The sequence below is a fragment of the Ruminococcus sp. AF31-8BH genome, assembly GCF_003460605.1.
Taxonomy (GTDB): Bacteria; Bacillota; Clostridia; order Lachnospirales; family Lachnospiraceae; genus Blautia_A; species Blautia_A acetigignens.
The window spans coordinates 326253-352618 of record NZ_QTVN01000003.1; the positions used below are offsets into that span (position 1 = coordinate 326253).

27 protein-coding genes and 2 pseudogenes are annotated in these 26366 nt (G+C 45.6%); 7 read left to right on the forward strand and 22 right to left on the reverse strand.

The genetic code is table 11. The annotated features are described in order from the left end of the window. Positions 1–7: 7 nt before the first annotated feature. The 3 genes from priA to DWZ38_RS05840 form a co-directional block, all read right to left on the reverse strand. Positions 8–2236: a primosomal protein N' gene (gene priA / locus DWZ38_RS05830; protein WP_117850850.1), complete on the reverse strand. Its 2229-nt coding sequence runs from the start codon at positions 2234–2236 to the stop codon at positions 8–10. 3 nt (positions 2237–2239) lie between these two features. Continuing rightward, positions 2240–3697 (reverse strand): UDP-N-acetylmuramoyl-L-alanyl-D-glutamate--2,6-diaminopimelate ligase, encoded by a 1458-nt coding sequence (locus DWZ38_RS05835; protein WP_117850852.1) that lies wholly within the window; start codon positions 3695–3697, stop codon positions 2240–2242. A 62-nt stretch (positions 3698–3759) separates the two neighbouring features. After that, on the reverse strand, positions 3760–5472 hold the full coding sequence (locus DWZ38_RS05840) for a DUF11 domain-containing protein (protein ID WP_117850855.1): 1713 nt from the start codon (positions 5470–5472) through the stop codon (positions 3760–3762). 448 nt (positions 5473–5920) lie between these two features. On the opposite strand from DWZ38_RS05840, the gene arcC reads away from it, so the two are divergent. Further along, the gene (gene arcC, locus DWZ38_RS05845) at positions 5921–6853 is read left to right on the forward strand and encodes a carbamate kinase (protein ID WP_021926896.1); all 933 of its coding nucleotides are present in this window, start codon (positions 5921–5923) and stop codon (positions 6851–6853) included. Between the two features lie 107 nt (positions 6854–6960). On the opposite strand, the gene DWZ38_RS05850 is transcribed toward arcC, so the two are convergent. The 3 genes and pseudogenes from DWZ38_RS05850 to DWZ38_RS23325 all read right to left on the reverse strand — a co-directional run. Then, positions 6961–7413: a hypothetical protein gene (locus DWZ38_RS05850; protein WP_117850858.1), complete on the reverse strand. Its 453-nt coding sequence runs from the start codon at positions 7411–7413 to the stop codon at positions 6961–6963. A 101-nt stretch (positions 7414–7514) separates the two neighbouring features. Beyond that, a complete protein-coding gene (locus DWZ38_RS05855; RefSeq protein ID WP_117850860.1) occupies positions 7515–8333 on the reverse strand; it encodes a hypothetical protein in 819 nt (272 codons plus the stop codon). Between the two features lie 104 nt (positions 8334–8437). Continuing rightward, a pseudogene (locus DWZ38_RS23325) lies at positions 8438–8542 on the reverse strand (DUF6783 domain-containing protein); the annotation flags it as partial. Here DWZ38_RS23325 and DWZ38_RS23330 point away from each other — a divergent pair. The 3 genes and pseudogenes from DWZ38_RS23330 to DWZ38_RS05865 all read left to right on the forward strand — a co-directional run. Beyond that, a pseudogene (locus DWZ38_RS23330) lies at positions 8525–8575 on the forward strand (DUF6783 domain-containing protein); the annotation flags it as partial. The pseudogenes DWZ38_RS23325 and DWZ38_RS23330 sit on opposite strands and share 18 nt — an antisense overlap. Before the next feature lie 96 nt (positions 8576–8671). After that, positions 8672–9679 (forward strand): aspartate--ammonia ligase, encoded by a 1008-nt coding sequence (asnA, locus tag DWZ38_RS05860; RefSeq protein ID WP_117850862.1) that lies wholly within the window; start codon positions 8672–8674, stop codon positions 9677–9679. Between the two features lie 27 nt (positions 9680–9706). Beyond that, a complete protein-coding gene (locus tag DWZ38_RS05865) occupies positions 9707–10117 on the forward strand; it encodes a CBS domain-containing protein (protein WP_021925339.1) in 411 nt (136 codons plus the stop codon). A gap of 71 nt (positions 10118–10188) precedes the next feature. Here the strand turns inward: DWZ38_RS05865 and DWZ38_RS05870 are convergent, their stop codons facing one another. The 3 genes from DWZ38_RS05870 to DWZ38_RS05880 all read right to left on the reverse strand — a co-directional run bounded on the left by DWZ38_RS05870 (position 10189) and on the right by DWZ38_RS05880 (position 12529). Next, positions 10189–10911, reverse strand: a complete 723-nt coding sequence (locus DWZ38_RS05870; protein WP_117850928.1) for an amino acid ABC transporter ATP-binding protein — start codon at positions 10909–10911, stop codon at positions 10189–10191. 13 nt (positions 10912–10924) lie between these two features. Further along, entirely contained in the window at positions 10925–11617 is a 693-nt protein-coding gene (locus tag DWZ38_RS05875) for an amino acid ABC transporter permease (RefSeq protein ID WP_021925337.1), read from the reverse strand. A 132-nt stretch (positions 11618–11749) separates the two neighbouring features. Then, a complete protein-coding gene (locus DWZ38_RS05880) occupies positions 11750–12529 on the reverse strand; it encodes a transporter substrate-binding domain-containing protein (protein WP_021925336.1) in 780 nt (259 codons plus the stop codon). Positions 12530–12794: 265 nt separating this feature from the next. Between DWZ38_RS05880 and dapF the strand changes: the two genes are divergently transcribed. Then, positions 12795–13649: a diaminopimelate epimerase gene (dapF, locus tag DWZ38_RS05885; RefSeq protein WP_021925335.1), complete on the forward strand. Its 855-nt coding sequence runs from the start codon at positions 12795–12797 to the stop codon at positions 13647–13649. A gap of 47 nt (positions 13650–13696) precedes the next feature. On the opposite strand, the gene DWZ38_RS05890 is transcribed toward dapF, so the two are convergent. The 8 genes from DWZ38_RS05890 to yedE form a co-directional block, all read right to left on the reverse strand. Further along, positions 13697–14014 (reverse strand): AzlD domain-containing protein, encoded by a 318-nt coding sequence (locus DWZ38_RS05890; protein ID WP_021925334.1) that lies wholly within the window; start codon positions 14012–14014, stop codon positions 13697–13699. After that, positions 14004–14729, reverse strand: coding sequence for an AzlC family ABC transporter permease (locus DWZ38_RS05895; protein ID WP_117850864.1), 726 nt, complete (start codon positions 14727–14729; stop codon positions 14004–14006). The genes DWZ38_RS05890 and DWZ38_RS05895 overlap by 11 nt, the downstream gene beginning before the upstream one ends. A gap of 146 nt (positions 14730–14875) precedes the next feature. Then, positions 14876–16900, reverse strand: a complete 2025-nt coding sequence (locus tag DWZ38_RS05900; RefSeq protein WP_117850867.1) for an FtsX-like permease family protein — start codon at positions 16898–16900, stop codon at positions 14876–14878. Beyond that, complete coding sequence (locus tag DWZ38_RS05905) at positions 16893–17660, reverse strand: ABC transporter ATP-binding protein (RefSeq protein ID WP_117850869.1); 768 nt, start codon at positions 17658–17660, stop codon at positions 16893–16895. The genes DWZ38_RS05900 and DWZ38_RS05905 overlap by 8 nt, the downstream gene beginning before the upstream one ends. Before the next feature lie 124 nt (positions 17661–17784). After that, on the reverse strand, positions 17785–18453 hold the full coding sequence (locus tag DWZ38_RS05910) for a DUF3786 domain-containing protein (protein WP_117850871.1): 669 nt from the start codon (positions 18451–18453) through the stop codon (positions 17785–17787). A gap of 118 nt (positions 18454–18571) precedes the next feature. Beyond that, on the reverse strand, positions 18572–18814 hold the full coding sequence (locus DWZ38_RS05915) for a DUF3343 domain-containing protein (protein ID WP_021925329.1): 243 nt from the start codon (positions 18812–18814) through the stop codon (positions 18572–18574). Then, positions 18814–19020, reverse strand: a complete 207-nt coding sequence (locus DWZ38_RS05920) for a sulfurtransferase TusA family protein (protein WP_021925328.1) — start codon at positions 19018–19020, stop codon at positions 18814–18816. The genes DWZ38_RS05915 and DWZ38_RS05920 overlap by 1 nt, the downstream gene beginning before the upstream one ends. 116 nt (positions 19021–19136) lie before the next feature. Then, on the reverse strand, positions 19137–20216 hold the full coding sequence (gene yedE / locus DWZ38_RS05925; RefSeq protein WP_021925327.1) for a YedE family putative selenium transporter: 1080 nt from the start codon (positions 20214–20216) through the stop codon (positions 19137–19139). A gap of 167 nt (positions 20217–20383) precedes the next feature. On the opposite strand from yedE, the gene DWZ38_RS05930 reads away from it, so the two are divergent. After that, positions 20384–21565: an aminotransferase class V-fold PLP-dependent enzyme gene (locus DWZ38_RS05930; protein ID WP_021925326.1), complete on the forward strand. Its 1182-nt coding sequence runs from the start codon at positions 20384–20386 to the stop codon at positions 21563–21565. A 40-nt stretch (positions 21566–21605) separates the two neighbouring features. After that, on the forward strand, positions 21606–22508 hold the full coding sequence (locus DWZ38_RS05935) for a selenium metabolism-associated LysR family transcriptional regulator (RefSeq protein ID WP_021925325.1): 903 nt from the start codon (positions 21606–21608) through the stop codon (positions 22506–22508). 78 nt (positions 22509–22586) lie between these two features. On the opposite strand, the gene DWZ38_RS05940 is transcribed toward DWZ38_RS05935, so the two are convergent. The 5 genes from DWZ38_RS05940 to DWZ38_RS05960 all read right to left on the reverse strand — a co-directional run bounded on the left by DWZ38_RS05940 (position 22587) and on the right by DWZ38_RS05960 (position 26307). Then, the gene (locus DWZ38_RS05940; protein WP_147342982.1) at positions 22587–23075 is read right to left on the reverse strand and encodes a hypothetical protein; all 489 of its coding nucleotides are present in this window, start codon (positions 23073–23075) and stop codon (positions 22587–22589) included. A 313-nt stretch (positions 23076–23388) separates the two neighbouring features. After that, complete coding sequence (locus tag DWZ38_RS05945; protein WP_243000167.1) at positions 23389–23646, reverse strand: phage holin family protein; 258 nt, start codon at positions 23644–23646, stop codon at positions 23389–23391. A gap of 113 nt (positions 23647–23759) precedes the next feature. Next, on the reverse strand, positions 23760–24317 hold the full coding sequence (locus DWZ38_RS05950) for a hypothetical protein (protein WP_117850878.1): 558 nt from the start codon (positions 24315–24317) through the stop codon (positions 23760–23762). Between the two features lie 18 nt (positions 24318–24335). After that, positions 24336–25121, reverse strand: a complete 786-nt coding sequence (locus DWZ38_RS05955; RefSeq protein ID WP_117850881.1) for an RHS repeat-associated core domain-containing protein — start codon at positions 25119–25121, stop codon at positions 24336–24338. Positions 25122–25314: 193 nt separating this feature from the next. Next, entirely contained in the window at positions 25315–26307 is a 993-nt protein-coding gene (locus DWZ38_RS05960) for a hypothetical protein (RefSeq protein ID WP_117850884.1), read from the reverse strand. Positions 26308–26366: the final 59 nt, after the last annotated feature.

Consider the following 26366-nt stretch of genomic DNA (forward strand, 5'->3'; position numbering starts at 1 on the left):
CCTTTTTCTATAAAAAATCAAACTGTATATTTACCTTCCTGAAGCCGGAATTAATTTCAATATATTCCTCCAGCCTGTCCTTGATCCGCACAAGCAGGTCATAATTCTCATGCTTCAGATAGATTACTCTTCTGTATATGTCTTTTACTTTTCCCACAGGTGCCGGGGCAGGGCCGATCACATGCAGCGCTTTTCCAGAGTGAAGCTTGTCCACAAACAGCCTGAGATAATGCATGGCTGCCTCCAGCACAGCCTCATCCTCCGACGCTCCAAGCACTGCCATCATATGGGCAGAGGGCGGATAATCCATAAGGATCCGGTATCCCATCTCCTCCTCATAGAACTCCTCGTAGTCCTGCCTGGACGCTGTCTGGATGCTGTAATGATCCGGGCTGTAAGTCTGGATCAGGGCGTGCCCCTCTTTTTTGCCTCTTCCGGAACGTCCTACTGCCTGAGTCAGAAGCTGGAAGGTGCGCTCCCCGCTGCGGTAATCGTCTGCATTCAGGGAAAGATCCGCCGCGATCACGCCGACTAAAGTCACATCTGGAAAATCATGTCCCTTGACGATCATCTGGGTTCCAATGAGGATGTCTGCCCTGTGCTGGGAAAAAGCTTCCAGGATTTCCTCATAACTGCCCTTGGCCCGTGTGGTGTCATAATCCATGCGAAGGACTCTCGCCTCTGGAAATTCTTTTTCCACCACCTGTTGGATCTGCTGGGTTCCTGCTTTGAATCCTCCTATATAAGGGGAGGAACAGACCGGACATCTGTCCGGCTTAGCGGTCTCATAGCCGCAGTAATGACAAATCAGCTTTCTTCCATTATGCTCACTTAAGGACACGTCGCAGTGGGGACATTTCATCACATGGCCGCAGGAACGGCAGGACACAAAGCCTGCATAACCCCGGCGGTTGAGAAACAGCATGGCCTGTTCTCCTTTTGCAAGGCACTGGCCAAGGGCTCCTTTCAGCTCCATGCTAAGAGCGGAGCGGTTGCCTTTTTTTAATTGTTCCCGCATATCCACAATTGATACCTGGGGAAGAGGACGCTCTTCATATCTGGCCTCCAGCTTCACCATGGCATATTCCCCTTTGCTGGCGCGGTAATAAGCTTCCATCGATGGGGTTGCAGAACCAAGTATCACATTTGCCCCTTCCATTTTCGCCCTGTATATGGCAGTTTCCCGTGCATGATACCTGGGACTGTTCTCACTTTTATAGGAGGATTCATGTTCCTCGTCAATAATGATCAGCCCTAAGTTCCCAAAGGGGGTAAAAAGTGCAGAACGGGGACCTACCATTACCTGGAGTTCCCCCTGCTTTGCTCTTTTGAACTGGTCGTAGCGCTCCCCCTGGGAAAGCCTGGAATTGATCACAGATACCTTATCACCAAATCGCCCGTAAAAACGTCTCACAGTCTGATAAGTAAGGGCTATCTCCGGAATCAGTACAATGGCCTGTCTGCCCTGCCGGATCACCTGGTCGATCAGTTCCATATAGACCTGAGTCTTGCCGCTTCCGGTAACACCGTGAAGCAGAACCGGGCGGGGTGCTGGCTTTTGCCACTCTGCAAGAATCTGTTCTACTGCCTTTTTCTGCGGATCACTTAAGGTATCCGGTGCCAGGTGAGGAATCTTCTCAGCGTCGTAAACCGCATTTCGGTAAATCTGGTCAGATTCCACAGTGACAACCTTGTTTTCCGTAAAATACTTCAGAACTGAAACGGTAGTTCCAAGTTTCTTCAGTGCCAGGGATGCTTCGATTCTACCTTCCTCTTCCCCAAGCAATGCCTCAAGGAGACGGATCCTTGCCTTGAACCGGGTTTTCTTTAGCTCTTCCAGAAGCTTTTCCCCCTCTTCCCTGGAAATGGAAAGGGTTATCCACCGTTTTTCCTGGGCTTTCACCTTTTTCTGAATGGGAAGTACGGTTTTTAGCGCCTGGATCATGGTGGAACCGTAATGCTCCTTCATCCATCCCGCAAGAGCAATCAGACGGGATTCAATGGTCTCCTGGTCATTCTCAATGCTTACAATGGATTTGATACAGCTTCCGTCTACTTTAAGCTTGCTGGAAAGCCCCACCACATATCCCTTTCGTACATGGTTCCCCCGGCCGAAAGGAATCTGCACCACCATTCCCACCTGAATCTGTTCCTCCAACTGCTGGGGAACCAGATACTGAAAGCTTTTGTCCAGCTTTTCATGGGAAATATCTACAATAATATCTGCATAGGTCATGTTTTATTTTCCGGCAAGGATATCTGCGATCAGCACACGCTCATCCATTGGATATTTCTTGCCTTTGATTTCCTGGTAATCCTCGTGGCCCTTGCCTGCAAGAACTACGATGTCTCCTGGCTCGCCGTGATGGATGGCATATGCGATTGCTTCCTTGCGGTCCGGAATCTCCACATATTTGCCCTCTGTCTTGGCCATTCCTACCTTGATATCATCAATGATCGCCTGCGGCTCCTCATCTCTTGGGTTATCGGAAGTGATAATGGTCAGGTCTGCCAGACGTCCAGAAACCTCGCCCATCTCATAGCGGCGAAGCTTGGAACGGTTGCCGCCGCAGCCAAACAGGCACACCAGTCTGTGGGGATGGTACTCCCGAAGGGTGGTAAGAAGGCTCTCTAGAGCCATTGCATTGTGTGCATAATCGATCATCAGGGTAAACTCATCGGACACCTTCACCATCTCAATACGGCCTTTTACTTTGGCTACCTTCAGGGCTTTCAGAATATTCTCTTTGGAAACCTTGAAATGACGGCAGATTGCAATGGCTGTCAGGGAATTGTAGATGCTGAATTTACCTGGAATGTCAATTTCCACAGGGAAATCCATAAGTCCCTTCAGATGGTAGGAAATTCCAAGATATCCCTTGCCGCCAACCAGCTTGGCGTCCTCTGCGCGAAGGTCTGCTTTCTCTGAAAATCCGTATGTCTCCAATGTGCAGGTATGTCCCTCCACGATCCGGTCAAAGTGCTCATCATCCCGGTTTACGATTCCTACCCGGCACTGCTTCAGAAGCATAGCCTTGCAGGACAGATAGTGATCAAAATCCTTATGCTCATTGGGGCCGATGTGGTCTGGCTCAATGTTGGTGAAAATACCAAAATCAAACACAAAACCCTGGGTACGGTGAAGCATAAGTCCCTGTGAAGAAACCTCCATTACCACACAGTCACAGCCGGCTTCCACCATTTCGTGGAAATATTCCTGTACCACATAGGATTCCGGTGTGGTATTGGAAGCAGGGATCACCTTATCGCCAATGATCGCCTCGATGGTACCGATCAGGCCAACCTTGTATCCTGCATTTTCCAGAATGGATTTCACCATGTAAGTAGTGGTGGTTTTTCCCTTGGTTCCGGTAATTCCGATTGTCTTTAACTTCTCTGCCGGATGTCCGAACCAGGCTGCAGCAATAAATGCCATGGCATATCTGGTATCTGCTACCTGAATGACGGTAACATCAGATGGTGCAGTGACAGGCTCTTCCACAACCAGAACCTTCGCTCCCTTGGCTACTACATCCGGTACAAATTTATGTCCATCCACAACAGCGCCTCTGATACAGATAAACAGAGAACCTTCTGTCACTTTTCTGGAGTCATAAACAACACCGGTAACTTCCTGCTGGGGATTTCCCTGTACGCAGGTGTATTCTAACTTCTCTAATAAGGATGATAATTTCATTATACATGCCTCCCTATATTTGAACGTACTCTTTTATAGAATAGCACACACCGTAATTGTTTTCAATCTTTCCTGCGAAAAAACATCCGTCTGGCAGCCAGGGCTGAAATCAGAAAAGACACTAAAATCAATGCCTGGAACAGTTCTCTGTGAGAATTATCCCCGGTCTTTGGAGCCTGGCCTTTGCCAGTTCTGCCCGCACCTGAGCTGCCGTTCCCGGATTTTGCCCCAGAGGAAACAGCATCTGAGGTTTTCTTATTTTCTACCCGTATGGAAGTCTGATCCCGAACTGCCTCATCTTCTCCTGTTTCATCCGTAACTACAATGACCTGATTGACCAGATTCTGGTCTTCCAGCTGGTCAGGCAGCACAACTCTAGCTTTTAGATTTACGCATCCTCCCGGTACGATTTCCGGAATTTTCGCCTGGGTTTTCGTTTTGTTCAGGGTCACGCCTTCCTGCTCCAGGAAAGCGGCGGAAACTCCTGCCATTTGGAACCGTTCTGTGGTAATGACGGAATGAAGGGTCTGCTGCCCGGTGTTGTGGATGCTAATCTGATAAGTAACGGTGTCGCCGGGGCGGGCTGTGTCGCAGTCTGCTGTCTTTTTCACGGTAAAAGAGGCCTTTTGGGGCTGTATGAATACAAGTGCTTCCCCTGTCTGTTCCAGCGAAACAGGATTTTCCGTCTTTGCCAGAACCTTCAGGCGCAGATTTCCCTTTTGCGCAGAAGAGGGATCCGCATAAAAGGAAAGCGTCCGCTCTTCTCCTTCCGCTAAGCTTTGCAAAACTGCATGTGCTCCATCCGTTTCCACTTCCGGTTCTTTTTCCCACACAGGCGTTACTTCCATTTCTTCTGCCTGGGCTTCCAGAGAAAGATCATACAGCGGTACCTGCCCGGTGTTTATCAGCCTGGCATTCATAAGGAGTCTTTCTCCTGCCACCGCATTTTCCTCTTGTGGGCTTATCTCCACGGAAAAATTCGCTATTCCTGCCGGAATTTCCAGAAAATCCGAGGTTGTCTGACAAATGATACGCTGTCTGTCACCTGACTTTTCCACGATATAGACGCCTCCCTGGCACAGGTTTTCCACACCTTTTTCAAGAGGAGCATCCTGGCAGGTGGATACCGTCCTTTTTTCCAGTGGATAACGGTATTCCCTGCGCAAGCTGACTGGAATTTCCAGGATTTTTTCGGTTTCCCCGGGATTTATTTTGTATCGGAAGCCGTAGATGGAAGCGCTTCGTCCGTCCGCAGTCTGTATGGGCATTTCTTCCATCAGACAGCCTTCAGGCAAAGACACAGGCAGGTCTGGCTGAAAATATTCAGACAGCCAGACAACCAGATGGCGGGATTGTATGCCTGAGACTGTTTCGGGTGTGGATTCTGAAGGCAATTCTGATAGAACTTCTGAGGTGTCCTCCAGATTCGAAGCAGGTTCTGACTGGATTTCTGAGATGATGTCTGGTTCGATTTCTGTTGTATCCTTTCCGCCATCAGATTGAAAACCAGCAGCTTTGCCTTCCGGGCTTTCATTGTCCTCATTCCCTTCGTTCCCGGTCCATGACAAATTACCAAGTCCGTCTGCCCTGACCGAAATTACCGCCTGGAAATTTTCCAGATCCGTCCACCTTGCGCTTTGCGAAACCGTTACAATTCCGCCATCTGCAGCCGCTGCTCCCACAGGCTGTGCCATACAGCCGGAGAAAAGACCTGCTCCGGTCAGCAGGCAGCATCCCAATGCAGCAATTCTTTTCCATATTCTGTTTTTGATCATACACTTCTCCCTTTCTTAAACTAAAAAAATAAAATAAACAGGGTATCCTGCGCCGAACAGGCGCGATAGAACTTCTTCTCCGCAGAACGCGGATTTGTGATATGTCCACTTTAACACAAATATTTTCCAATTTCAAACTTTATTTTCATTTCATATTTTTTCGATTTCTTTTAGATTTGCGACACACTTTCCTCACAAATTACAGATATAATAGCTCTCGGATAGATGAAAAACCACTCTCTATCTCCCCCCTCAAAAAATATAGGAAATAAGCCATCCGCACCGCGCGGATGGCTTTTCCTGTTTCTAATCCTTTTCCAATTCCAAAGAAGTTACTGTTCACTCCGTGAACAATAACCCAAAGAATCTATTGCAATTCCCGCCTTTACCTTTTATAATGAATTATATTACATTCTATTATATTCTTGACAGAAACGAGGTATCTCCTATGAGTGAAAAAATCGTAGTAGTTGCATTAGGCCACAGAGCTCTGGGCACAACACTTCCTGAGCAGAAAATTGCTACACAGGCTGCAGCAAAGGCAGTCGCAGATCTTGTTGAAGACGGAGCGAAGGTAGTGATCTCCCACAGCAACGGTCCGCAGATCGGTATGATTCACACTGCAATGAATGAATTTGGAAAAGCCCATCCGGATTACACATTCGCTCCTATGTCCGTATGCTCCGCAATGAGCCAGGGCTACATTGGATACGACCTTCAGAATGCAATCCGTACAGAGTTTATCAAACGCGGTATTTATAAACCTGTTGCCACCGTCCTTACCCAGACTGTCATCGATCCTTATGACGATGCATTCGCAGATCCGGAGAAGATTATCGGACGTGTGCTTACAGAGGAAGAGGCAGAAGCAGAGGAAGAGAAGGGCAATTTCGTTACCAAGCTTCCAGATGGCGGCTACAGACGTATTGTAGCAGCTCCCAAGCCTCAGAAGATCGTTGAGATTGAGACTGTCCGCGCACTTCTCAATGCAGACCAGGTAGTCATCGCAGCAGGCGGCGGCGGAATCCCGGTTCTTGAGCAGGGCATCAACCTTCACGGTGCCAGCGCTATTATTGAGAAGGATCTTGCTGCTGGACTTCTTGCAGAAGAACTGAATGCAGACACACTTCTCATCCTTACCAGCGTAGAGAATGTAAGCCTGAATCTTGGCAAGGCAGATGAGCAGAAGCTTGGTTCCATTTCTGCAGCAGATGCTAAGAAATACATAGAGGAAGATCAGTTTGCTTCCGGCTCCATGCTTCCGAAGATTGAAGCAGGTATCTCCTTCATCGAAAAAGGCGAAGGACGTGCCGCTGTTATCACAGATATGGCTCATGCCAAGGAAGGATATGAAGAGAAAGCTGGAACTATCATTCGATAAGCCACTAAAGCGTGTCCCAAAGGGCTTTCTATTTCGTAGAAACAAAATAAAACCTTGCGTTCATCGTCATTTTCTATTTTTCATGACTATGAACACAAGGTTTTTCCTTACACCCGGTAATGCTGTTTTCTCTTTCCAATCCGGAATTTCCCGTAGAGTCTCCAGATTCCCCACACAATCCCATAACAGATTGCAAACTGTATAGCATACATAATGAAAATCACAGGCGGAGAAATCTTCTGGCTTCTGATCTGTACATCCGCTTTTTCCGCCAGCGCCTCCATTTCTGCCTGGTCGGTTTCATCTGCAAGGGCATACCAGTCGCTTGCCTGCTCCTGTTCGTCGCAGATCATCACCACGTAAGAGCCGTTGATGCATTCGATTTGATTGATCAGTTCCTGGCTGGCATAATCTTCCAGTTCCTTCATGGTCACGGTCTTGGACGGATGCATGGAATTCCAGGAAATACAGGTGAACACAGCCGCGATCACAAGGATCGTACCTGCCACCAGCATCCATTTTTTCCTGCGTCCTGATTTTGTTTCTTTTTCTTCTGTCATTTCCTGGTTGTATCCTTTCTTCTGGTGAGTCTCTTACGGCAAAAACCTCCTGCCAATATGCTGCCTATCCTGCTTCACAATCAATACCTGCATCCATCCTGTTAATTTTCATGCAAGGTCAGCCGCAGGGCAGCATCCTGGGGATCTGCACTGACCACATGTATCATGTCACCCTCATTTAAGGTAATCTTACACTCTTCATCTTCTGCCACAGACATTCTTCCGTTTTCGCCATCTTTTCCCTGGATGGTAAAATATAGAACACCTTTATCACAGGATGCTGTATAATAACCAGCCTCAATTCCTCCGCCGACTACCAGAGTATCTCCTGCGTGCATTTCATAGGCTTCTCCGAACATCTCACTGAAAGAATCCCCGAACTCCTGCATAAAACCTTCCTGGATCCCATCTCTCAGCCCAGGCACCACAGAACAGATCACAATGATCATGATCAGCCAGCCAAGCCAGCTGTTTTTCTTCTTAGCAGATGCTTTTGTATGAGTACCGCTTTTGCCTCCTGCGCTATAGTTCTTGGCATATGTACTGTTTGCGGTCTGTTTCTGTCCATAGGAATTTCCCATATTCGGTCTGCTGGCATTCGCAGAATATCCGCCAGGCTTATTCGCCGCAGTTTGCTTATAGCCGTTCCCCGCCGCTTTATTTCCACTGGCATTCTTTTTTGCTGCCGCCGTCTGTGCACATGCCTTATAGGTTCCTGCGCTTCCCGGCATCTTATCCCCCAGCGGGATTTCCTCCTGGCGCATCATAGCACGCGCCCTGCTGGTGGCATGGCGGTAATGATCGCTTCTGTTCTCATTCAGATGATACAGCGTCTCATCATTTCGATAAGGCATTCCGCACAGCTTGCATCTGCCGTTTACAACAGGTCCGTCACAGACCTGACACCGTTTTCTCTCCATAAAAAACCTCCCGTATCCTGCAAATTCCCCGGACAACTTTTCTTTATTGTATCTTTTTTATATATTTCTTGCAAGGTGTAAATTGCCAACTGGGAAAATACCTGTTATAATAAACCAAGATTAGAGCATGTTTGAAAAAGGCTTTCTGCAAGATGTGTGTCACAATTTGTGGGAGATTTTGTCCGGATGAGGGCGCCGTAGCGGGCTACGGCAACTGAATTCGGGCAAAATCTCCCGCAAAGTGGGGGGTGCAGATTGCAGGAATGATTTTGGGGGCAGGCTCTAGAGCCTGTCTGCAACTCAGACATGCTCCACCAACATCAACAAGGAGGATTCCCATGGAACAATTGAAAATTCCTATGGGCTATCATGCAGACCTTAATCTCCATGATACTCAGGTAGCAATTAAAACTGTCAAAGACTTTTTCCAGCAGACACTTGCCCAGAAGCTGAACCTTCTGCGTGTCTCCGCACCTATATTTGTAGACCCAAGCTCCGGCCTCAATGACAACTTAAATGGCGTGGAACGCCCGGTAAGCTTCGATATCAAGAATATGGAAGGCAATGCCGAGATCGTCCACTCCCTTGCGAAATGGAAAAGATACGCACTGAAGAAATACGGCTTCGCCCAGGGCGAGGGCTTATATACCGATATGGTTGCCATCCGCCGCGACGAGGACGTAGACAACATCCACTCCATCTATGTGGACCAGTGGGACTGGGAGAAGATCATCTCCAAGGAAGAAAGAAACGTGGAAACACTGATCAATACTGTCCGCTCCATCTACAGCGTTCTTAGAAAGACCGAGAAATACATGGCTGTACAGTATGATTACATAGAAGAGATCCTTCCAAGAGAGATTGCATTCGTTTCCACAGAAGAGCTTGTAGACATGTATCCGGACCTTACTCCTAAGGAAAGAGAATACAAGATCGTCAAAGAAAAAGGTGCCGTTTTCCTTATGCAGGTCGGCAAGATGCTGTCCAATGGGGAGCGCCACGACGGACGTGCCCCGGACTACGATGACTGGGAATTAAACGGTGATATTCTGGTATACTATCCGGTACTGGACATTGCCCTTGAGCTTTCCTCCATGGGTATCCGTGTAGACGAAACAGCACTTGACAAACAGCTTACAGAAGCCGGATGCGATGACAGAAGAGAGCTTCCATTCCAGAAAGCCATCCTGAACAAGGAGCTTCCATACACCATCGGCGGCGGTATCGGACAGTCCCGTATCTGTATGTTCTTCCTGCGCAAGGCTCACATCGGTGAGGTACATGTTTCCCTGTGGCCTAAGGAAATACAGGAGGAAGCTGCAAAGAACGGAATTCCGCTTCTGTAAATCCATCAACGAAACGAGGGATTAAAATTGAATATACTTTTTTTCCTAACACCGAAAAATGATGTTGCCTACATTTTCGAGAATGAAACCCTGCGTCAGACCATTGAGAAAATGGAGCACCGCAAGTTCTCCTGTATTCCTATTCTGAATCCAGAGGGCAAATATGTAGGAACCATTTCCGAGGGAGACCTTCTCTGGGGCATGAAGAATCTGAACATTACAGATATGAAGAGTGCTGAGGACATCCCGGTTATGGCGATCCAGCGAAGAGCCACCTACAAGCCGGTTCATGTTGACTGTGATATGGAGGATCTTCTGGACCGGGCCATCAACCAGAACTTTGTTCCGGTTATCGATGACCAGGATCATTTTATCGGAATCGTAACACGTAAAGAGATCATCAAATACTGTTACAAAGAAATGAAGAAAAATGCCTGAATAAAATTACGGCAGTCACACATCTTCCCATTTCATAAGGGAATGCATGGCTGCCGTTTTTTATTGTTTATTTAAAGAACCTTGGATAAAAATTCCTTCAGACGCGGGTTCTTTGGATTTTCGAAAAATTCCTTAGGGGAATTCTGCTCCTGAATTTTTCCATCGTCAATGAACAGAACCCTTGTTGCTACCTCACGGGCAAATCCCATCTCGTGAGTAACCACCACCATGGTCATGCCGCTTTTGGCAAGCTCTTTCATCAGCTCCAGAACCTCGCCTACCATCTCCGGGTCCAGCGCAGAAGTTGGCTCATCAAACAACATCACATCCGGATTCATGGCAAGGGATCTTGCAATGGCAATACGCTGTTTCTGTCCGCCGGAAAGCATATCCGGGTAAGCATTTGCCTTGTCCGGAAGTCCTACGCGGGCAAGAAGTTCATCAGCACGCTTAGATGCCTCTTCTTTGGTCATCAGCTTCAGGGCAACCGGTGCCATCATAATGTTCTGCTTTACAGTTTTGTGTGGAAACAGGTTAAACTGCTGGAAAACCATTCCGATTTTCTGGCGGTGACGGTTAATGTCAACCTTGGGATCAGTAATGTCCGTTCCCTCAAACAGGATTTTGCCGCCTGTGGGCACTTCCAGAAGATTCAGGGAACGAAGGAAGGTGGATTTTCCGGAACCGGAAGGTCCGATAATGGCAACAACCTCGCCCTGACAGATATCTGTGGAAATTCCATCCAGTACCTGGTTTGCTCCAAATGCTTTCTTCAGATCCTGTACCTGGATCAAAACTTTGCTCTTATCAACGCTCACTGGTTCTCAGTCTCCTCTCCAGTTTATTCATAAAGAAGGTCAGTACCATGACCACGATCAGGTAGATTGCAGCCGCTGCCAGAAGAGGCATAAATGCATTGTAGGTACGGCTCTGGATCAGCATAGCACCCTTGGTCAGGTCCATCATTCCGATGTAGCCGATGATGGATGTCTCCTTGATCAACACGATAAACTCATTTACCAGTGCAGGAAGCACGTTCTTGAACGCCTGCGGAATAATGATCAGACGCATAGTCTGGGTAAAATTAAGTCCAAGGCTTCGTCCTGCCTCTGTCTGTCCCTGGTCAATGGACATGATTCCGGAACGGACGATTTCCGCAACGTATGCACCGGAGTTGATACCAAACGCCAGGCTTCCTACCAGGATTTCATTGACGCTGACAGATCCGAACACAACGAAGTTCATGATCAGCAGCTGGATGACGGTCGGGGTACCGCGGATGACAGTCAGATAAACCTTGCAGATCGCATTTGCAATCTTGAAGTTCCCGGATTTGTCATGGGAGGAACGGATGATCGCAACAAGAAAACCGATGCAGATACCAATGAGAAGGGCAAATACAGTGATGATCATGGTGTTTTTCAGACCATCCAGAAGCCAAGTATATCTGTCATCTTTTATAAAATTGATATAAAAATCGTGTCCAAATTTTTCAAACATATTTTTTTCCTTTTTACTTTAACAGAATTCACAGCATTCAATAACACCAGATGAGCCACCCCGGGGCAGTTCTTCGCGGATTGCCGTTCAGGGTGACTCATGATCAGGGCAGCTTATACTGTATTTCTTCTATCAGTCAGCTTTTACAATGATAACCTGGCTTGCGTTTGCATAGGTGTCTGTGAAATCAACGCTCTCCAGACGGTCCTCTGTAACAGTCATTCCGGCAGCACCGAAGTCAGCTTTTCCGGACTGTACAGCTGCAAGGATTGCATCGAATTCCATGTCGTCGATCTCAAGCTCATATCCAAGCTTGTCGCAGATTGCCTGTGCGATATCCGCATCAATACCTACAATGGTGTCACCCTCACGGTATTCATATGGCTCGAACTCAGCGTTTGTAGCCATTATCAGTGTTCCATTGGAACGGTCAACATCTTCCGGGGACTCATATGGTGTCTCACCAATGTTGTCACCGATGTAGTTATTCATGATATCATCAACGGTTCCGTCTTCTTTGAGTTCCTCTAAAGCTCCGTTGATCTTGTCAAGAAGCTCGTCATTGCCTTTCTTCAGGCAGATTGCATACTCTTCTTCTACGAATGGCTCGTCTAAGATTTTCAGTCCGTCTGCGTTCTCAACGAATTTCTGAGCTGGCTGGGAATCGATGATCACACAGTCGATCTGTCCTGCCAGAAGTGCCTGGATTGCTTCGCTTCCTTTGCTGTAACGCTTAACAGTTGCGCCGTCTTTCTCATATTCACTTGCTTCAATATCACCGGTGGTTCCAAGCTGTACGCCGATGGTAGCGTTCTTAAGGTCATCCTTGGACTCGACAGTTGCAGCGGATACGCCAGCTGTCATGGAAACTGCCATTACAGTGCCAAGTGCTAAAGCTGTTAATTTTTTCATATTTTTTCCTCCTCTTAATTGTATGCAGGAATAATTATGCATAGTTCCCGCATATTCATTCATCTATCTTTCCCCCATTTTATCAGCTTTTGTGAAAAATGCAAGACTTTCCATAAGATTCCTTATTTTTTTGCTTCCTGTTTTCTGAGAAAATTTGGAAAAATTCACTTTTTCATAACAGACTTGTGGTATGATAAGATAGAGACACGTGATGAGGAGTATAAAAACAAGGCGTTTACCCGCCGGATACAAGGAGGTAATTATTATGAAATTTACAAAAATGCATGGTATCGGAAACGATTATGTATATGTGAACTGCTTCAAAGAAACTGTGAAAGACCCGTCAGCGGTGGCGAAGTTTGTAAGTGACCGCCATTTCGGCATTGGCTCTGACGGGCTGATCCTGATCAAGCCCTCTGACATTGCAGACTGTGAGATGGATATGTATAACCTGGATGGTTCCCAGGGCGCCATGTGCGGAAACGGAATCCGCTGCGTTGCCAAATATGCCTACGATTACGGCATTGTAAACAAGACCAGCATCAGCGTTGCCACCAAAAGCGGCGTGAAATATCTGGATCTTTCCATCCGCGACGGCAAGGTCAGCATGGTAAAGGTAAATATGGGGGCACCAATTCTTCAGGCATCTCTCATTCCTGTTGTTTCAGAGGATGAGCAGGTGATCGATGCACCGATCGAAGTGAACGGACAGACCTACCGTTTCACAGCTGTTTCCATGGGAAATCCTCATGCCATTGTCTACATGGATGATGTAGACGGACTGGATATTGAGAAAATCGGACCGTCTTTTGAATCTCATGTGAACTTCCCGGACCGTGTGAATACAGAGTTTGTCAGGGTAATCGACCGTCACACTGTCCAGATGAGGGTGTGGGAGCGCGGTTCTGGCGAAACACTTGCCTGCGGTACCGGAGCCTGTGCAGTTGCGGTTTCTTCTATTTTAAACGGACTGGTTGACAGGAATCAGCCGGTTACTGTGAAGCTTCTTGGAGGCGACCTGAATATTTTCTGGGATGAAAGCGACGATCAGGTTTACATGACCGGTCCGGCAACTACTGTATTTGACGGAGAAATTGATTTAGGATTTCTTGGAGAATAAATACGGAAAAGAAATGGCCCTTGCGAACCGTAAGCACTGCAAAATGCTTACGCCGCAAAGGCCATTATTCTTTCTACAATAAATACTGCAGCGCAAGCCCAAAGGGCTACGGTCAGCAGGCTTTTTTCTCTGTAGGCTGCGATCAGCGCTACGATAAATCCGGCTACAGCAGAGACCACACTTGCCGTTGCTGACAAAATGGCCGGGAAGGTCATCGCTGCAAGGCAGGCATAAGGCACATAAAACAGAAAAGATTTTACAAAAGGATTGGTAATCTCCTTCTTCGCCAATGCCAGGGGAAGCATACGGATCAGGTATGTCACTCCCGCCATAACCAGTATATAAATATAAACATTAGGCTTCATGAGCTTCCTCCTTCTCGTTTTCTTCTGCAACCGGGCAAAGCACAGCCGCAATTCCGGCAACCAGAATGGTAGTGATAATGATCACAAATCCGGATGATACCTTTGATAAAACCGGAACCCAGGCGAACAGTGCACTCACTGCCATGGCTCCAAGCACTACCAGAAACACCGCTTTGTTTTTCTTGGAAGGAGGAATGATCACAGCCAGGAACATTCCGTAAATTGCCACGCTAAGTGCGCTCATAATAAAATCAGGCAGAAGACTGCCGGAAACCGCTCCAAGCAGGGTGCCAAATGTCCAGCCTGGAATAGCCACGCTCATCACGCCATAATTGTAAAAAGCACTGACCTTGCCAGGCTTGCTGGCACTGACACCAAAAATTTCGTCTGTCACGCCAAAAGCCACTCCATAGCGGTGTCCCCAGGGCTCATCCCTGCGCAGCTTCTGGGAAAGAGAGAAGGACATCAAGCAGTATCTCAAATTGATGATCAGCTGAGTCAGTGCCATCTCCCACAGAGAGCCTCCTGCTATAATAATGTCCAGTCCCGCAAACTGTCCCGCTGACGTAAGATTGGTCAGGGAAATCAGAACTGCCTGCCAGATGGTAAGTCCGCCCTGCACCGCCATCATGCCAAACGTAAAGGAAACTGCCAGATACCCCAGGGCAATGGGGATTCCATCTGTAATTCCCTGCTTAAAGCTCTCTTTTTTCATGAGAGATTTCCTCCGGTTTCTTCTGCCTGTCTGCTTTTTTAGAAATACCAGTCAGGCTTTTTTCGCATAAATAGCCTGGGAAGCATTCTTTTGCCTCCCAGGCTATCTCATTGTAACACTTTACACTGGTAAATACAACCCTGCCCTTATCTTCTTTCTACGATTTTATAATAGGTTCTGGCTGTAAGCCCGTAAATAATTCCATAGATCACAGCAAATACCAGAATGGTAATCACCGTACATCCTGCAAACAGACCAATATTGGTCATGCTGAACAGCGCCAACAGTCTTTTTACCATAGGAAATGCCATAGCAATATGAAGAGCCGCCATTCCAAGCGGAAGGAAAAATACCATAAGGATCTGTCTGTGAATGGAGGATTTCACCTCTTTGTGGGTCATACCCACCTTCTGCATGATTTCAAAACGGTCTTTATCCTCATAGCCCTCGGAAACCTGCTTGTAGTAAATGATCATGGCTGCACCCATTAAGAACAAAAGGCCAAGGAAAATTCCAAGAAACAAAATTCCGCCAAACAAGCTGTAGAAGCTTTCATACAGTTCGTACCGCACAGAGGTCATACAATAGCTTTCTGCCGGGAGATTTCCCGCTTCCTTCTGTCCATCAAAAAATTCCATGGCAAGGTCACGAATTTTCGACGCATCAGCCTCTTTTTCCTCTTCTGTTCCATTAAGATAAACATCCATCTCCATGGATGCCATAGAAGAAACGCCTCCATAAGCCTCGGCCTGTTCCTCATATAGCTTCTGGAAATCTTCATCATTTACAATCAGCTTAATGGAATCCATGGAAGAAAAATTATCTCCCACATATTCATAATCCTTCAGCCATTCTTTTACCTGGTAAACGCTGTCATGAATTTCCAGAGCATCTTCACCTGCTTTTCCATCCCTGTAAGCAAGGACTTCACCGGGTTCAAGAGAAATTTCTTCACCGGTAATTCTGGAATATTCCTCCTGGGGAACAACGGTAAGGGTCTCCAGCTGGTTTTGAAGTTCGGAAAAGGTACTCCCATCTGATTTTTCAAATCTCCAGTTGCCGCTCCCATCTTTAACCAGAGTGCTGGAAAAATTAATTTCCGTATTTAATTTTTCGTAAGAAGCCTGATCCTCAATTTCCTGCAAAAGCTTCGCTCTGATATTTTCCAGCTGTTCCTTTGAATCCGCTTTGTACATCACGCTCACATCTGATGGACAGCGCAGATTAATAATGTCATCAATTCCGGAATTCAGGCATACCGTAGTGGATACCATCAAAAGCACGCCGGTACTTAAAATACAGATACTTGCAAGTCCCACCGCATTTTGCTTCATTCGGTAAAGCATACCGGAAATGGCAGTAAAATTCTTTGCCTTATAGTAAAATTTCTTGTTCCAGCGCATGATTTTCAGGATTACAATGCTTCCTGTTGTAAAAAGCAGATAGGTTCCTGCCATAACCAGCAAGACGGCAACAAAAAACAGTGCCAGGGCAGACAAAGGGGATTCCGTGGTAACTGCAATATAATATCCTGCAAACAGACAGATAAATCCAATCAGGGCCATCAGCCACTTTGCTTTTGGTTCCCGCTCTCCTGCATTTTCTGCCTTAAGAAGTTCAATTGGCTTTGCCTTATATACTTTCCGTATGTTTACCAAAAGAATCACTGCAAATATAACGCCATACACTTCCAGACAAGTGATGATTGCCTGAATGCCTATTTCAAATCCAAACGCAGCCGGCAGCCGAATCAGCTTCAGAAGCAGCAAAAGGACAAGCTTGCTTCCCAGAATTCCTACAAGAATTCCTCCTGCTAAACTGATCAAAGAAGTAATCACGGTTTCCATACTCATCACAATACTGATGTGCCTTTTTTCCAGACCCAGAATATTGTAAAGTCCCAGTTCCTTCTGTCTTCGCTTCATTAAAAAGCTGTTGCTGTACAGAAGAAAAATAAAGGAAAAAATAATGATAATTCCCACACCCATGCTGGTGATCATCAGCACATCCCCACTATGGCGGATCCTTTTCATTCCTGCATTATTGTTGATAAACAGCATCATATACAGCATTGCCACATCGAACAGGCTCGCCAGAATGTAAGGCACATAGGTCTGGTGGTTTTTCTTTATGTTTACCAGTGCCAGCTTTGCAAAAAGTCCGTTACGCATGATATTCACCGCCTGTCATCAATATGGTAAGAGTATCGGAAATCATCTGGTACATTTCTTCTTTTGTTTTTTCCCCTCGGTAAATCTGATGGAATACCTCACCGTCCTTGATGAAAAGGACTCTGGAAGCCCGGCTTGCTGCCTGTGCGCTGTGCGTAACCATAAGAATAGTCTGTCCCTGCCTATTTACTTCTCCGAATACATTCAGAAGAGCATTGGCTGCCTTGGAATCCAGGGCGCCTGTCGGCTCATCTGCCAGCACCAGCCGTGGGTTTGTGATCAGTGCTCTTGCCACTGCGCAGCGCTGCTTCTGACCGCCAGATACCTCATAGGGATATTTTTCCAGAAGCTCGGTAATGTGAAGGGCCTGGGCAATGGGGCGGATTTTCTGTGCCATTTCCCGGTAATCTTCCCCGGCAAGCACCAGCGGAAGGTAAATGTTGTCTCTTAAACTAAAGGTATCCAGAAGATTAAAATCCTGGAATACAAATCCCAGATTTTTTCTTCGGAATGCGGAAACCTCCTTGTCGGAAATGTGCACCAGGCTTTTTCCGTCCAGAAGAATCTCTCCGGAGGTTGGCTTATCCAGAGTCGCAAGAATATTCAGAAGGGTGGTTTTTCCGGAACCGCTCTCTCCCATGATGGCAACGAATTCTCCTTTTTCCACGGAGAAATTTACGTTGGATAAGGCCTGTACTTTATTGCCGCCGAAGCGGGTGGTATATATTTTCTTCAGGTTTGTAACTTCAAGCAATGGCATGTTTTATGTCCTCTCTTTCTTTACTATGTCTGACAGTATAGTGAAAAAATCAGGTCACTGCCATCGAATCAGGTTACAAAATGCGGTGGGAAACTTACGATTTTGTAAGGTTGGATGGATTTTATTACTCTGCGTAAATTTTTTCCCCGGGAAGGCCTGCTGCCAGGGTCAGATAATAGACTGCATCAGCTGCCACACAGACTACATTTTCTTCATGCATAAACTCTGTGATTTCCGAATCAAACAGCATGTTTGCCTGGGCATCGAACTCCTCATCCCCATCCCAGAAAAGAACGGCTATGTTTAAAAACGGGAAAACAGGCAGCATATAACCTACATCTCCCTGTGGAAGCGGCGTGCCGCCAAGGGCTTCACATGCCATTTTCAGTTCCTGTGTTTTCCCGGAAAAGATGGTCTGCAGTTTGGAAATGATAGTTCTTCGGTAGGCAGCCTCGAAAGGATACACTCTTTTTACCTGGCGGAAGGCCACCAGATTTCCAGATGCAACGGGATGTTCGGATGCATAATAAAAGGTGTTGTAAATATTCATCACGGTGTCAAAGCCCGGATGCACCCCCTGATCCGTAATCACTCCGCTCTTCCGGTCGATCCGAAGCTTCCTGGAAAAATATACGATATACAGCGCCTCTTCGTCCGCCTCCAGATGAAACTTCCGGGTCAGTTTCTCCTGATCCATTTCCAGGAATTTCAGACGCCAGTTCTCGATTACCTGGTCATAGTTGGATTTCTCTGTTTCTTTCAAAGATACACCTTCTTTCTGATTTCGTTTCATTGGTTTCCATTCTAGCAAACTTTATATGGATATGCAAATATACCCATAAACCACAAAGCAGCGCTGCCTTTCTATCACTTTGTAAAAGATGATAGAGGGCGCGCTGCTTCTCTTTTTTTTAGCTATGCCAGATTACCTGAAAGGTTCCGTTTTCCAGAACCTGGGCCAGCTGTTCTAATTCATCTGAGTTCCAGTTCCGGGCTTTCTCTGCGGTTCCGGTGAATTTCACGCAGGTTCCGCAGGAGGAGCTTAAATTTCTCGGCACCGGCATGATCACAGCCGGGTAGCCTTCTTTGTCACATTTTTTCTTAAATGCCATCGCTCCGAAATGGGAAAAAAATGTGGCAATATAGTCTTCCATTATTTTTCCAGGGTCAGAATGAAATCTTCCCCGTCCTCTTTCCAGGAAACCTGATATCCCTGATGCATGGCAAAACGGGATACGTTCTCTCTTGCGGTTACGTTATCTACCATTACGGTGTATGCCTTTTCCCCGGATGCCAGAGCATTCTTGGTGCGGATCACAGGCTCCGGACAGGAAAGGCCTCTTGCGTCTACTGTTTTCATAAATGAAATCCCCTTTCTTTGAAGATGAAATTTCTGCTGCGTTTCAACTGAATAATCTCTTATCTGTATTGGTTGACAGGATTTTGATCCAAGGTCATATTGGACTTTATTGCCTTTTAACTCTCTGCCTTACGTGCAGAGTTAACTGCCGCGATCACAAACAGCACAACAAATCCAATTATAACTGCTGCCTTTCCATTTGCTGTAGGGCCTTCGCCAGAAGAAGCAAGCCCAAAGTTATGAGCCACAGCTGCGCCAGCCATCAGTCCAAATACAGTAATTGCGGAATCTGTATTTCCTTCTCCTGCCAGTACCAGCTGACGAAGTGGGCAGCCGCCAAGAAGCACGCAGCCAAATCCAGCCAGTGCCATTCCAAGTGCATTCCACAGACCATCTGTGTGCGCGATTGCCTGTCCTGCAAATCCAGGATGGAAATATCCAAGAATCATATTTCCGATCAGGGCACTTACCAGAATTGCAACAAATCCAAGAAGCAGCTTCCATTCTCCAAACAGAACTACATCACGGATACCGCCAACCATGCAAAGACGGGTTCTCTGTGCCAGGGCACCAACTACAAGTCCTGCAATCAGGGAAATGGCAATTGCCGCATGCTTTGCGCCAGGGCCGCCGTCTGCTTCTGTGAAATGAATAAATGCAGGTGCCGCGATCAGAAGTACCAGAATTCCAATTTCCACGACCGGGAAAATGACACCCTCAACCGGCTGCATCTTATAGGAACGTTTCAGAGTGTATCCTTTTTTCAGGAAAAATACGCCAGCCAGAATTCCAACAATAAATCCAATCAGCCCAAAAATGGCGTTCCAGTCACCGCCTGCAAGACGAAGGATCATACGGAACGGACAACCAAGGAACATCAGGCATCCGATCATAACGAACATTCCAATGACAAAACGGGTGACAGGTGCAGAGCCGCCTCTTGGCTTGAATTCTTTGGTTGCAAGGGCCAGGATGCAGGAACCAAGAACCAGTCCCACAATCTCCGGACGTATGTACTGCACTGCCGCTGCGGAATGAAATCCCAGGGCACCTGTGGTATCACGCAGGAAACATGCAATACAGAAACCCATATTTGCAGGATTTCCGAAATAGACCAGAGCCACTGCAATGATTCCAATGATGACGCCCGCTCCAATGATCATAGGCGTCTCTTTCTTTGACAAACTTTCTTTCATACTCTTTCCTCCTTGTACAAGTGTCAACTCTTTCCTTTATTTTAACATTTTTTGTCAGAAAACTCTAATTGATTATGGGGGATTATTTTGTGTATTTATAGATATTTTCGATAGATTATGGTATGATAGGATACAAATAAAAACTTTCAAGAAAGGATTTCGTCACTATGAACCGCATATATCTCGATCATGCCAGCACCTCTTTTCCAAAGGCTCCTGGGGTGGCCCAGGCCATGATGGATTACCTGACTTTAAACGGAGCCAACGTAAACCGCGGCTGCTATTCCAGCGCATACTCCGCAGAAGAGGTCATTTATGAAACCCGCCAGCTTCTCGCCCAGCTGTTTCATTTTCCAAAATGTAAAAATGTGATCTTTACCCCCAATATCACCACCAGCCTGAATTTTATCCTGAAAGGACTTCTAAAACCGGGTGATCACATTCTAGTTTCCGCCATGGAACACAATGCGGTGATGCGTCCTGTAGTGCAGCTGACCTCCCATGGAATTACTTTCGATCGTATTCCTTGCAGAGAAGACGGCTCTATGATCCCGGAACAGGTGGAACCTTTGATCCGCCCCAACACCAGAGCCATCGTCACCCTTCATTCTTCCAATGTTTGCGGAACCTGCATGCCCCTGGCAGAACTTGGGGAAATTTGCCGGAAGCATTACCTTTTTTTCATTGTAGATACTGCTCAGACAGCCGGGATTCTGCCTGTTGATATGGAGAAATTTCACATTGATGCCCTGGCTTTTACCGGTCATAAAGGGCTTCGCGGGCCTCAAGGCACAGGGGGCTTTCTGGTTACACAAGAAATAGCAGAATTAATGGAACCGCTGATTTCCGGAGGAACGGGAAGCGTATCCCATACAGAAGAAATCCCGGATTTTTTGCCGGATCGTTTTGAATCCGGAACGCCCAATCTTCCGGGAATCTATGGACTGCATCAGGCACTTTTATTTTTGAAAAACGGAGAGGAAAATTTTGAAACTCATATGGCACAGCTGTACCAGAGGGAAATGAAGCTGACCGGATATTTTCTGGAAAAACTGCTGGAACTTGATGATACTGGAAAGCATATCCGTATTGTGGGAAAGAATGATCTGCAGGATCGAACTGCTGTTGTTTCCATTCAGACGCCAGAGCAGGACTTGGCACAGGTTGCCTGGAGACTGGATAGTGAATACAGTGTTATGACAAGAGTTGGGCTGCACTGCGCCCCTAACGCCCACAAAACGCTTGACACCTATCCTGCCGGAACCATCCGCTTTTCCTTTGGACCAGAAAATACAGAGGAAGAACTGGATACGGCAATTGATGGGCTAAAGAAAATTCTGGATATTTAATTTTAGGAAAGGACTGCGAGATCTTCGCACTCATAACTCTATGGAATTTAAACAATTAGAAGCCTTCGTGGCTGTAGTTGAAAATAAAAGCTTTTCCGAAGCGGCCAGGCAGCTGAATCTGACCCAGCCTACCATCAGTGCACACATCCAGTCCTTGGAGCAGGAACTAAACTCCCGGCTGCTGATCCGCACCACCAAGAAGCTGACCATCACCCAAAGAGGACTTCAGCTTTATGACTGTGCTTCCAACATTCTGAATATGCGCAGCAATATTATAGAAGAATTTACTGGAATCAATAAAAAGATTGTAGATCTAGCAGTTTCCACCATTCCTTCCTCTTATCTGCTTCCGGAGATTCTCAGTGCTTTTACCTGTCAGATTCCGGATGTCTATTTCCATTCCTGGCAGTCGGACAGCCTGGGGGCCGTGTCCAGGGTGCTGGACGGAAGCGTGGATCTGGCACTTGTGGGAAATACTTTCGAGGAACCAGACTGCTGCTTCATTCCTTTTCGAACGGACAAACTGGTAATTGCCACGCCTGTGAATGAGCATTACCTGAAATATCAGGTAAAGGCAGATCTTGGTACTCTGGATTTTTCTGATTTTCTGGATGAGCCGTTTATTATGCGGGAAAGCGGATCTGGTACCAAAAAGGAAATTGACCGTTATCTGGAATCCCATAATATTCCGGATACCAGTCTGCATGTTGTGGCACGAATGAACGATCTGGAAGCCATCCGCAAGTCTGTGGCAGAAGGACTTGGCATCTCCATTTTATCCGCCTGCTCCGCCCAGGACCTGGCTGCCACACACCAGATTCTCATGTTCCCTCTGAACCACGAAAAGGCCATGCGTACCTTTTACATCGTCTACAGCAAAAACCGCATCCTCAAGCCCCACGTAAAACAGTTCTTACGTTTCGTGCAGCACTTTTATCAATAACATCCGTAAAACAGAACCAGGGAATCCATCAGTCTCACCACTGTCATTCCCTGGTTCTATAAACTCAAATGTCACACCTTACTTCCTCTCCAACAAAGCAAGTTTTTCTTTCAGAAGCAAAAGTTCCTTTTCTGCATTGTCAGCCCGCATTTTTTCCGAATCTGCACGCATTTTTTCTGAGTCTGCGCAGTGGCGTTCTTTTGCTGTATTCTTCCGTTCCTCTTCCTTGCCAAGTTTTCTCCCAAGTTTTTCCCCAAGCTCTTTTCCCATTTCTTTCCCGGCCTCAAATTCTTCTTTTCGCAAAATTTCTTCTTCCCACTCCCGGTCATATTCAAATATACTCATTGCAACCACCTCTGCTTTGTTTGCCAGAAGAAATTCCCGAAGAATTCCTTCCCGAATGCACTCCTCCACTGCTTTTTCTACCGCTTCATTTAATTTCAGCGTTTTCTTGTATGTTCTTACTTTTGACACGTACTGGGCATATTCTTTCAGGATCTGGCAGCTCTCCATCAACTTTTGGTTGTAGCCTTCATTGATATTGATCACCAGGACCTTCAATTCCAATGCAGGCTCTCTGCTCCTCCTGTACTCCACTGTCAGCTTGTAGTTCCATCATAATAGGTACTCCTTTCCCAGGAGACCTGAATACACTTATTCCGAAATCTCCTGCTCTTAAATGTTTTGGGGTTAAAAGCATAGATTTCTGAAATGTGTTTAGATGATAGATAGTGCCAACGCACCTTGATAATTGAAAGAAATATGCTTTGTGTTTATCTTACCACAGTCTGGGCCTTTTGGGAATAGGAAATATATTAAAAATATATAAAGCAAATTTGTAAGTCATATATTCAGGACAATATTTTACAGATGGGTTTTTCTATGTATTTTTCTCGCTTTTTAGGAGGATTTCAGGGAGGGGCATGCCCATGAGACCGGCGTTTTCTATGATGGAAAGTGCCTCATTGCAAATAAATCCGATGCATACAGCGTCACGAACATATTCTGTACCCATCAGGGAATCTAACTGGGCGCCTACCAGAACATAAGCAAGGATTTGTCCCATCCGCCCAGCAAAGAAATGACGGTGCTGCCGATAAAGCTTATGATCGTTATAATTCGGTACTTCATTTTTCACCTTCTTTCAAAAAAGAGTACAAAAAGGGAATGGTTAGTCGAAAATACCAACCATCCCCTGTGGTTTTGATTTACACTAGCTTGGAAAAGTATATGAAATTAAATTTTATGAACTTATTTATTTCTTTTTTTGTATAGCTTTTTACGCTGTTCTCGCAGATTAATCTTCTCTGCTAATTTTTGTTCATATGCTTCCTTTTCTGCAAGTTTTGGACTTGTAATTACTTCTACGCCCCATTCTTTTAACTGGTTCAAAACTTTTTCTTTTTCTTTTTCATCTTTCCAGAAAATGCAAAAGGAATTAAAAAGATCCAGTGATGAATGAATTCTTCGAGCGGTCAATTCTTTTCCATTTTTTCTCGTAGCTTTTGTCGAAAAAAATATGCCTTCAAAAGCAGCATTCCTTGATGATACAATATCTCTATGAATATATAAGATATCTTTCCACTTATGTTGCTTCTTTAATCGAAATAAATGGACAGTACACCCTTCTTTTGTTAATTCAATCATCCTTAAATCAGGAATGAAAACGCATATCGCATAAAATCCACTCCAACATAGAAACAAATTAACAGCTCCATACTCATTGCTGTTACATCCAGCAAAAATGCCAATTAGAATAATAATAAAGAAAATTAAATGATTCGACCAAAATACAGACTTAAATTTCATATACACCTCTCACTTTTATCATACTGTGCAAGCATTTCTCGAATGGTAACTCTTCCTTTTCTTACAAGCTAATTTTCCACTTGAAGTTCGATAAATAAAAGAAGTTCTATAGCTTTTTGTTTTTCCATTATAACTACGTTTCTGGCCAATAGCTGCCTTTGGAACAGGCACTTGAACATGAGATATGGCTACCATGTTACTTAAAATATTATTTCCAGATGTGTCAAATACCGAAGTTCCTGCGGATACACCAGCCGCAATTAGATTTGCACCCAAACCATATGTAAATCCCCAAGCACTACTAATGACTGTAGGTACTTCAGGAAGTCCTGAAAAACCAGTTAGATTTCCAATGTATGAATTTACCCCAAAAGCAATGCCTACATTTAAAGCAATCATTAATAGGGAATCCCCCCTCTTCAAACTGCAATATACAGCATATGAACCACTAATACAACCTCCAATCATACTAACTATACCTGGTGAAAAACATGTAAGACCGCCTGCAAAAAAGCCAGATACAGCAGCAACCATATCTACTATAGTATATCTCTGACCTGTTACAGAAGCAGCAATTCCTCCAGTCACAACATTTACAGCAGCACCAATCAGTCCACCTATCCAAAAAAATTGTCCATCGCCATCAACTCTCATGATCGGGTTATCATCACAATATACATACAGGTTCTTCTCACCTAGCATATCAAGATTGTCCCTTAAAACCTGTGTGTCATCCACGCTGATGAATCTGCGGATCGCAGGATCGTAGTAACGGCCGCGGCAGTAATACAGACCGGTTTCCAACTGTCATAGGTATATCTTACAACCACCTTTTCGTCCTTGTCAATATGACTTCAACCACCATTCTGCCATTTCAAAACTACATATAAATTTCTATTTCAGCAACTCTGAAATTGTTCAGTATTTCATAAAATAAAACCAGGAAATCAGCAGTATACAGTACTGCAATTTCCTGGCTTGGTAAACACCTGATTTTCTATTTTCCCTCCAGCAAAGCAAGCTTTTCTTTCAGAAGCAAAAGTTCCTTTTCTGCATTGTCAGCCCGTATTTTTTCCGAATCTGCGCGCATTTTTTCTGAGTCTGCACGCATTTTTTCTGAGTCTGCGCGGTGGCGTTCTTTTTCTGTATTCTTCCGTTCTTCTTCCTTGCCAAGTTTTCTCCCAAGTTTTTCTCCAAGCTCTTTTCCCATTTCTTTCCCGGCCTCAAATTCTTCTTTTCGTAAAATCTCTTCTTCCCATTCCCGGTCATATTCAAATATACTCATTGCAACCACCTCTGCTTTGTTTGCCAGAAGAAATTCCCGAAGAATTCCTTCCTGAATGCATTCTTCCACTGCTTTTTCTACCGCTTCGTTTAAGCTCAGCGTTTTCTTGTATGTTCTTACTTTTGACACGTACTGGGCATATTCTTTCAGAATCTGGCAACTCTCCATCAACTTTTGGTTGTAGCCTTCATTGATATTGATCACCAGGACCTTCAATTCCAATGCAGGCTCTCCGCTGGATGTTCCATAGGCATCGGACAAGCGGTGCTCCATCCGTTCTCCGATCTTACGGTTCCCGTTGTAGAATACAATAAACTGCGGTGCGGGAATTTTCTGCTGTCTGTTGGAGTATAAGGAAATTCCTTTTTCCTTTATATACTTCTCGTATTCCTTAGCTATGTACATCAGATCACGCAGGGGAATATTAGGATTATACGTAGATTGGTGCTCCCACAGAAACAAGGCCAGATCCAGGATAAATGCCAGATCATTTTTCATGCTCATGTATATGGCATTCTCCAATGTTACAATCTCCAGCTTGTCACAATCCCTATAATCTTTCCCATTCAATGCATTGTACAATGACAGCAGATTTTTCTTATCTGAAAAAAGCATTCGAAAAATAGTATCCTTGTACTTCCTGTTTGCTACCGGAAGGATGTTCGACTCCTCCTGCAATCCATTACCAGCTTGTAGTTCCATCATAATAGATACTCCTTTCCCAGGAGACCTGAATACACTTATTCCGAAATCTCCTGCTCTTA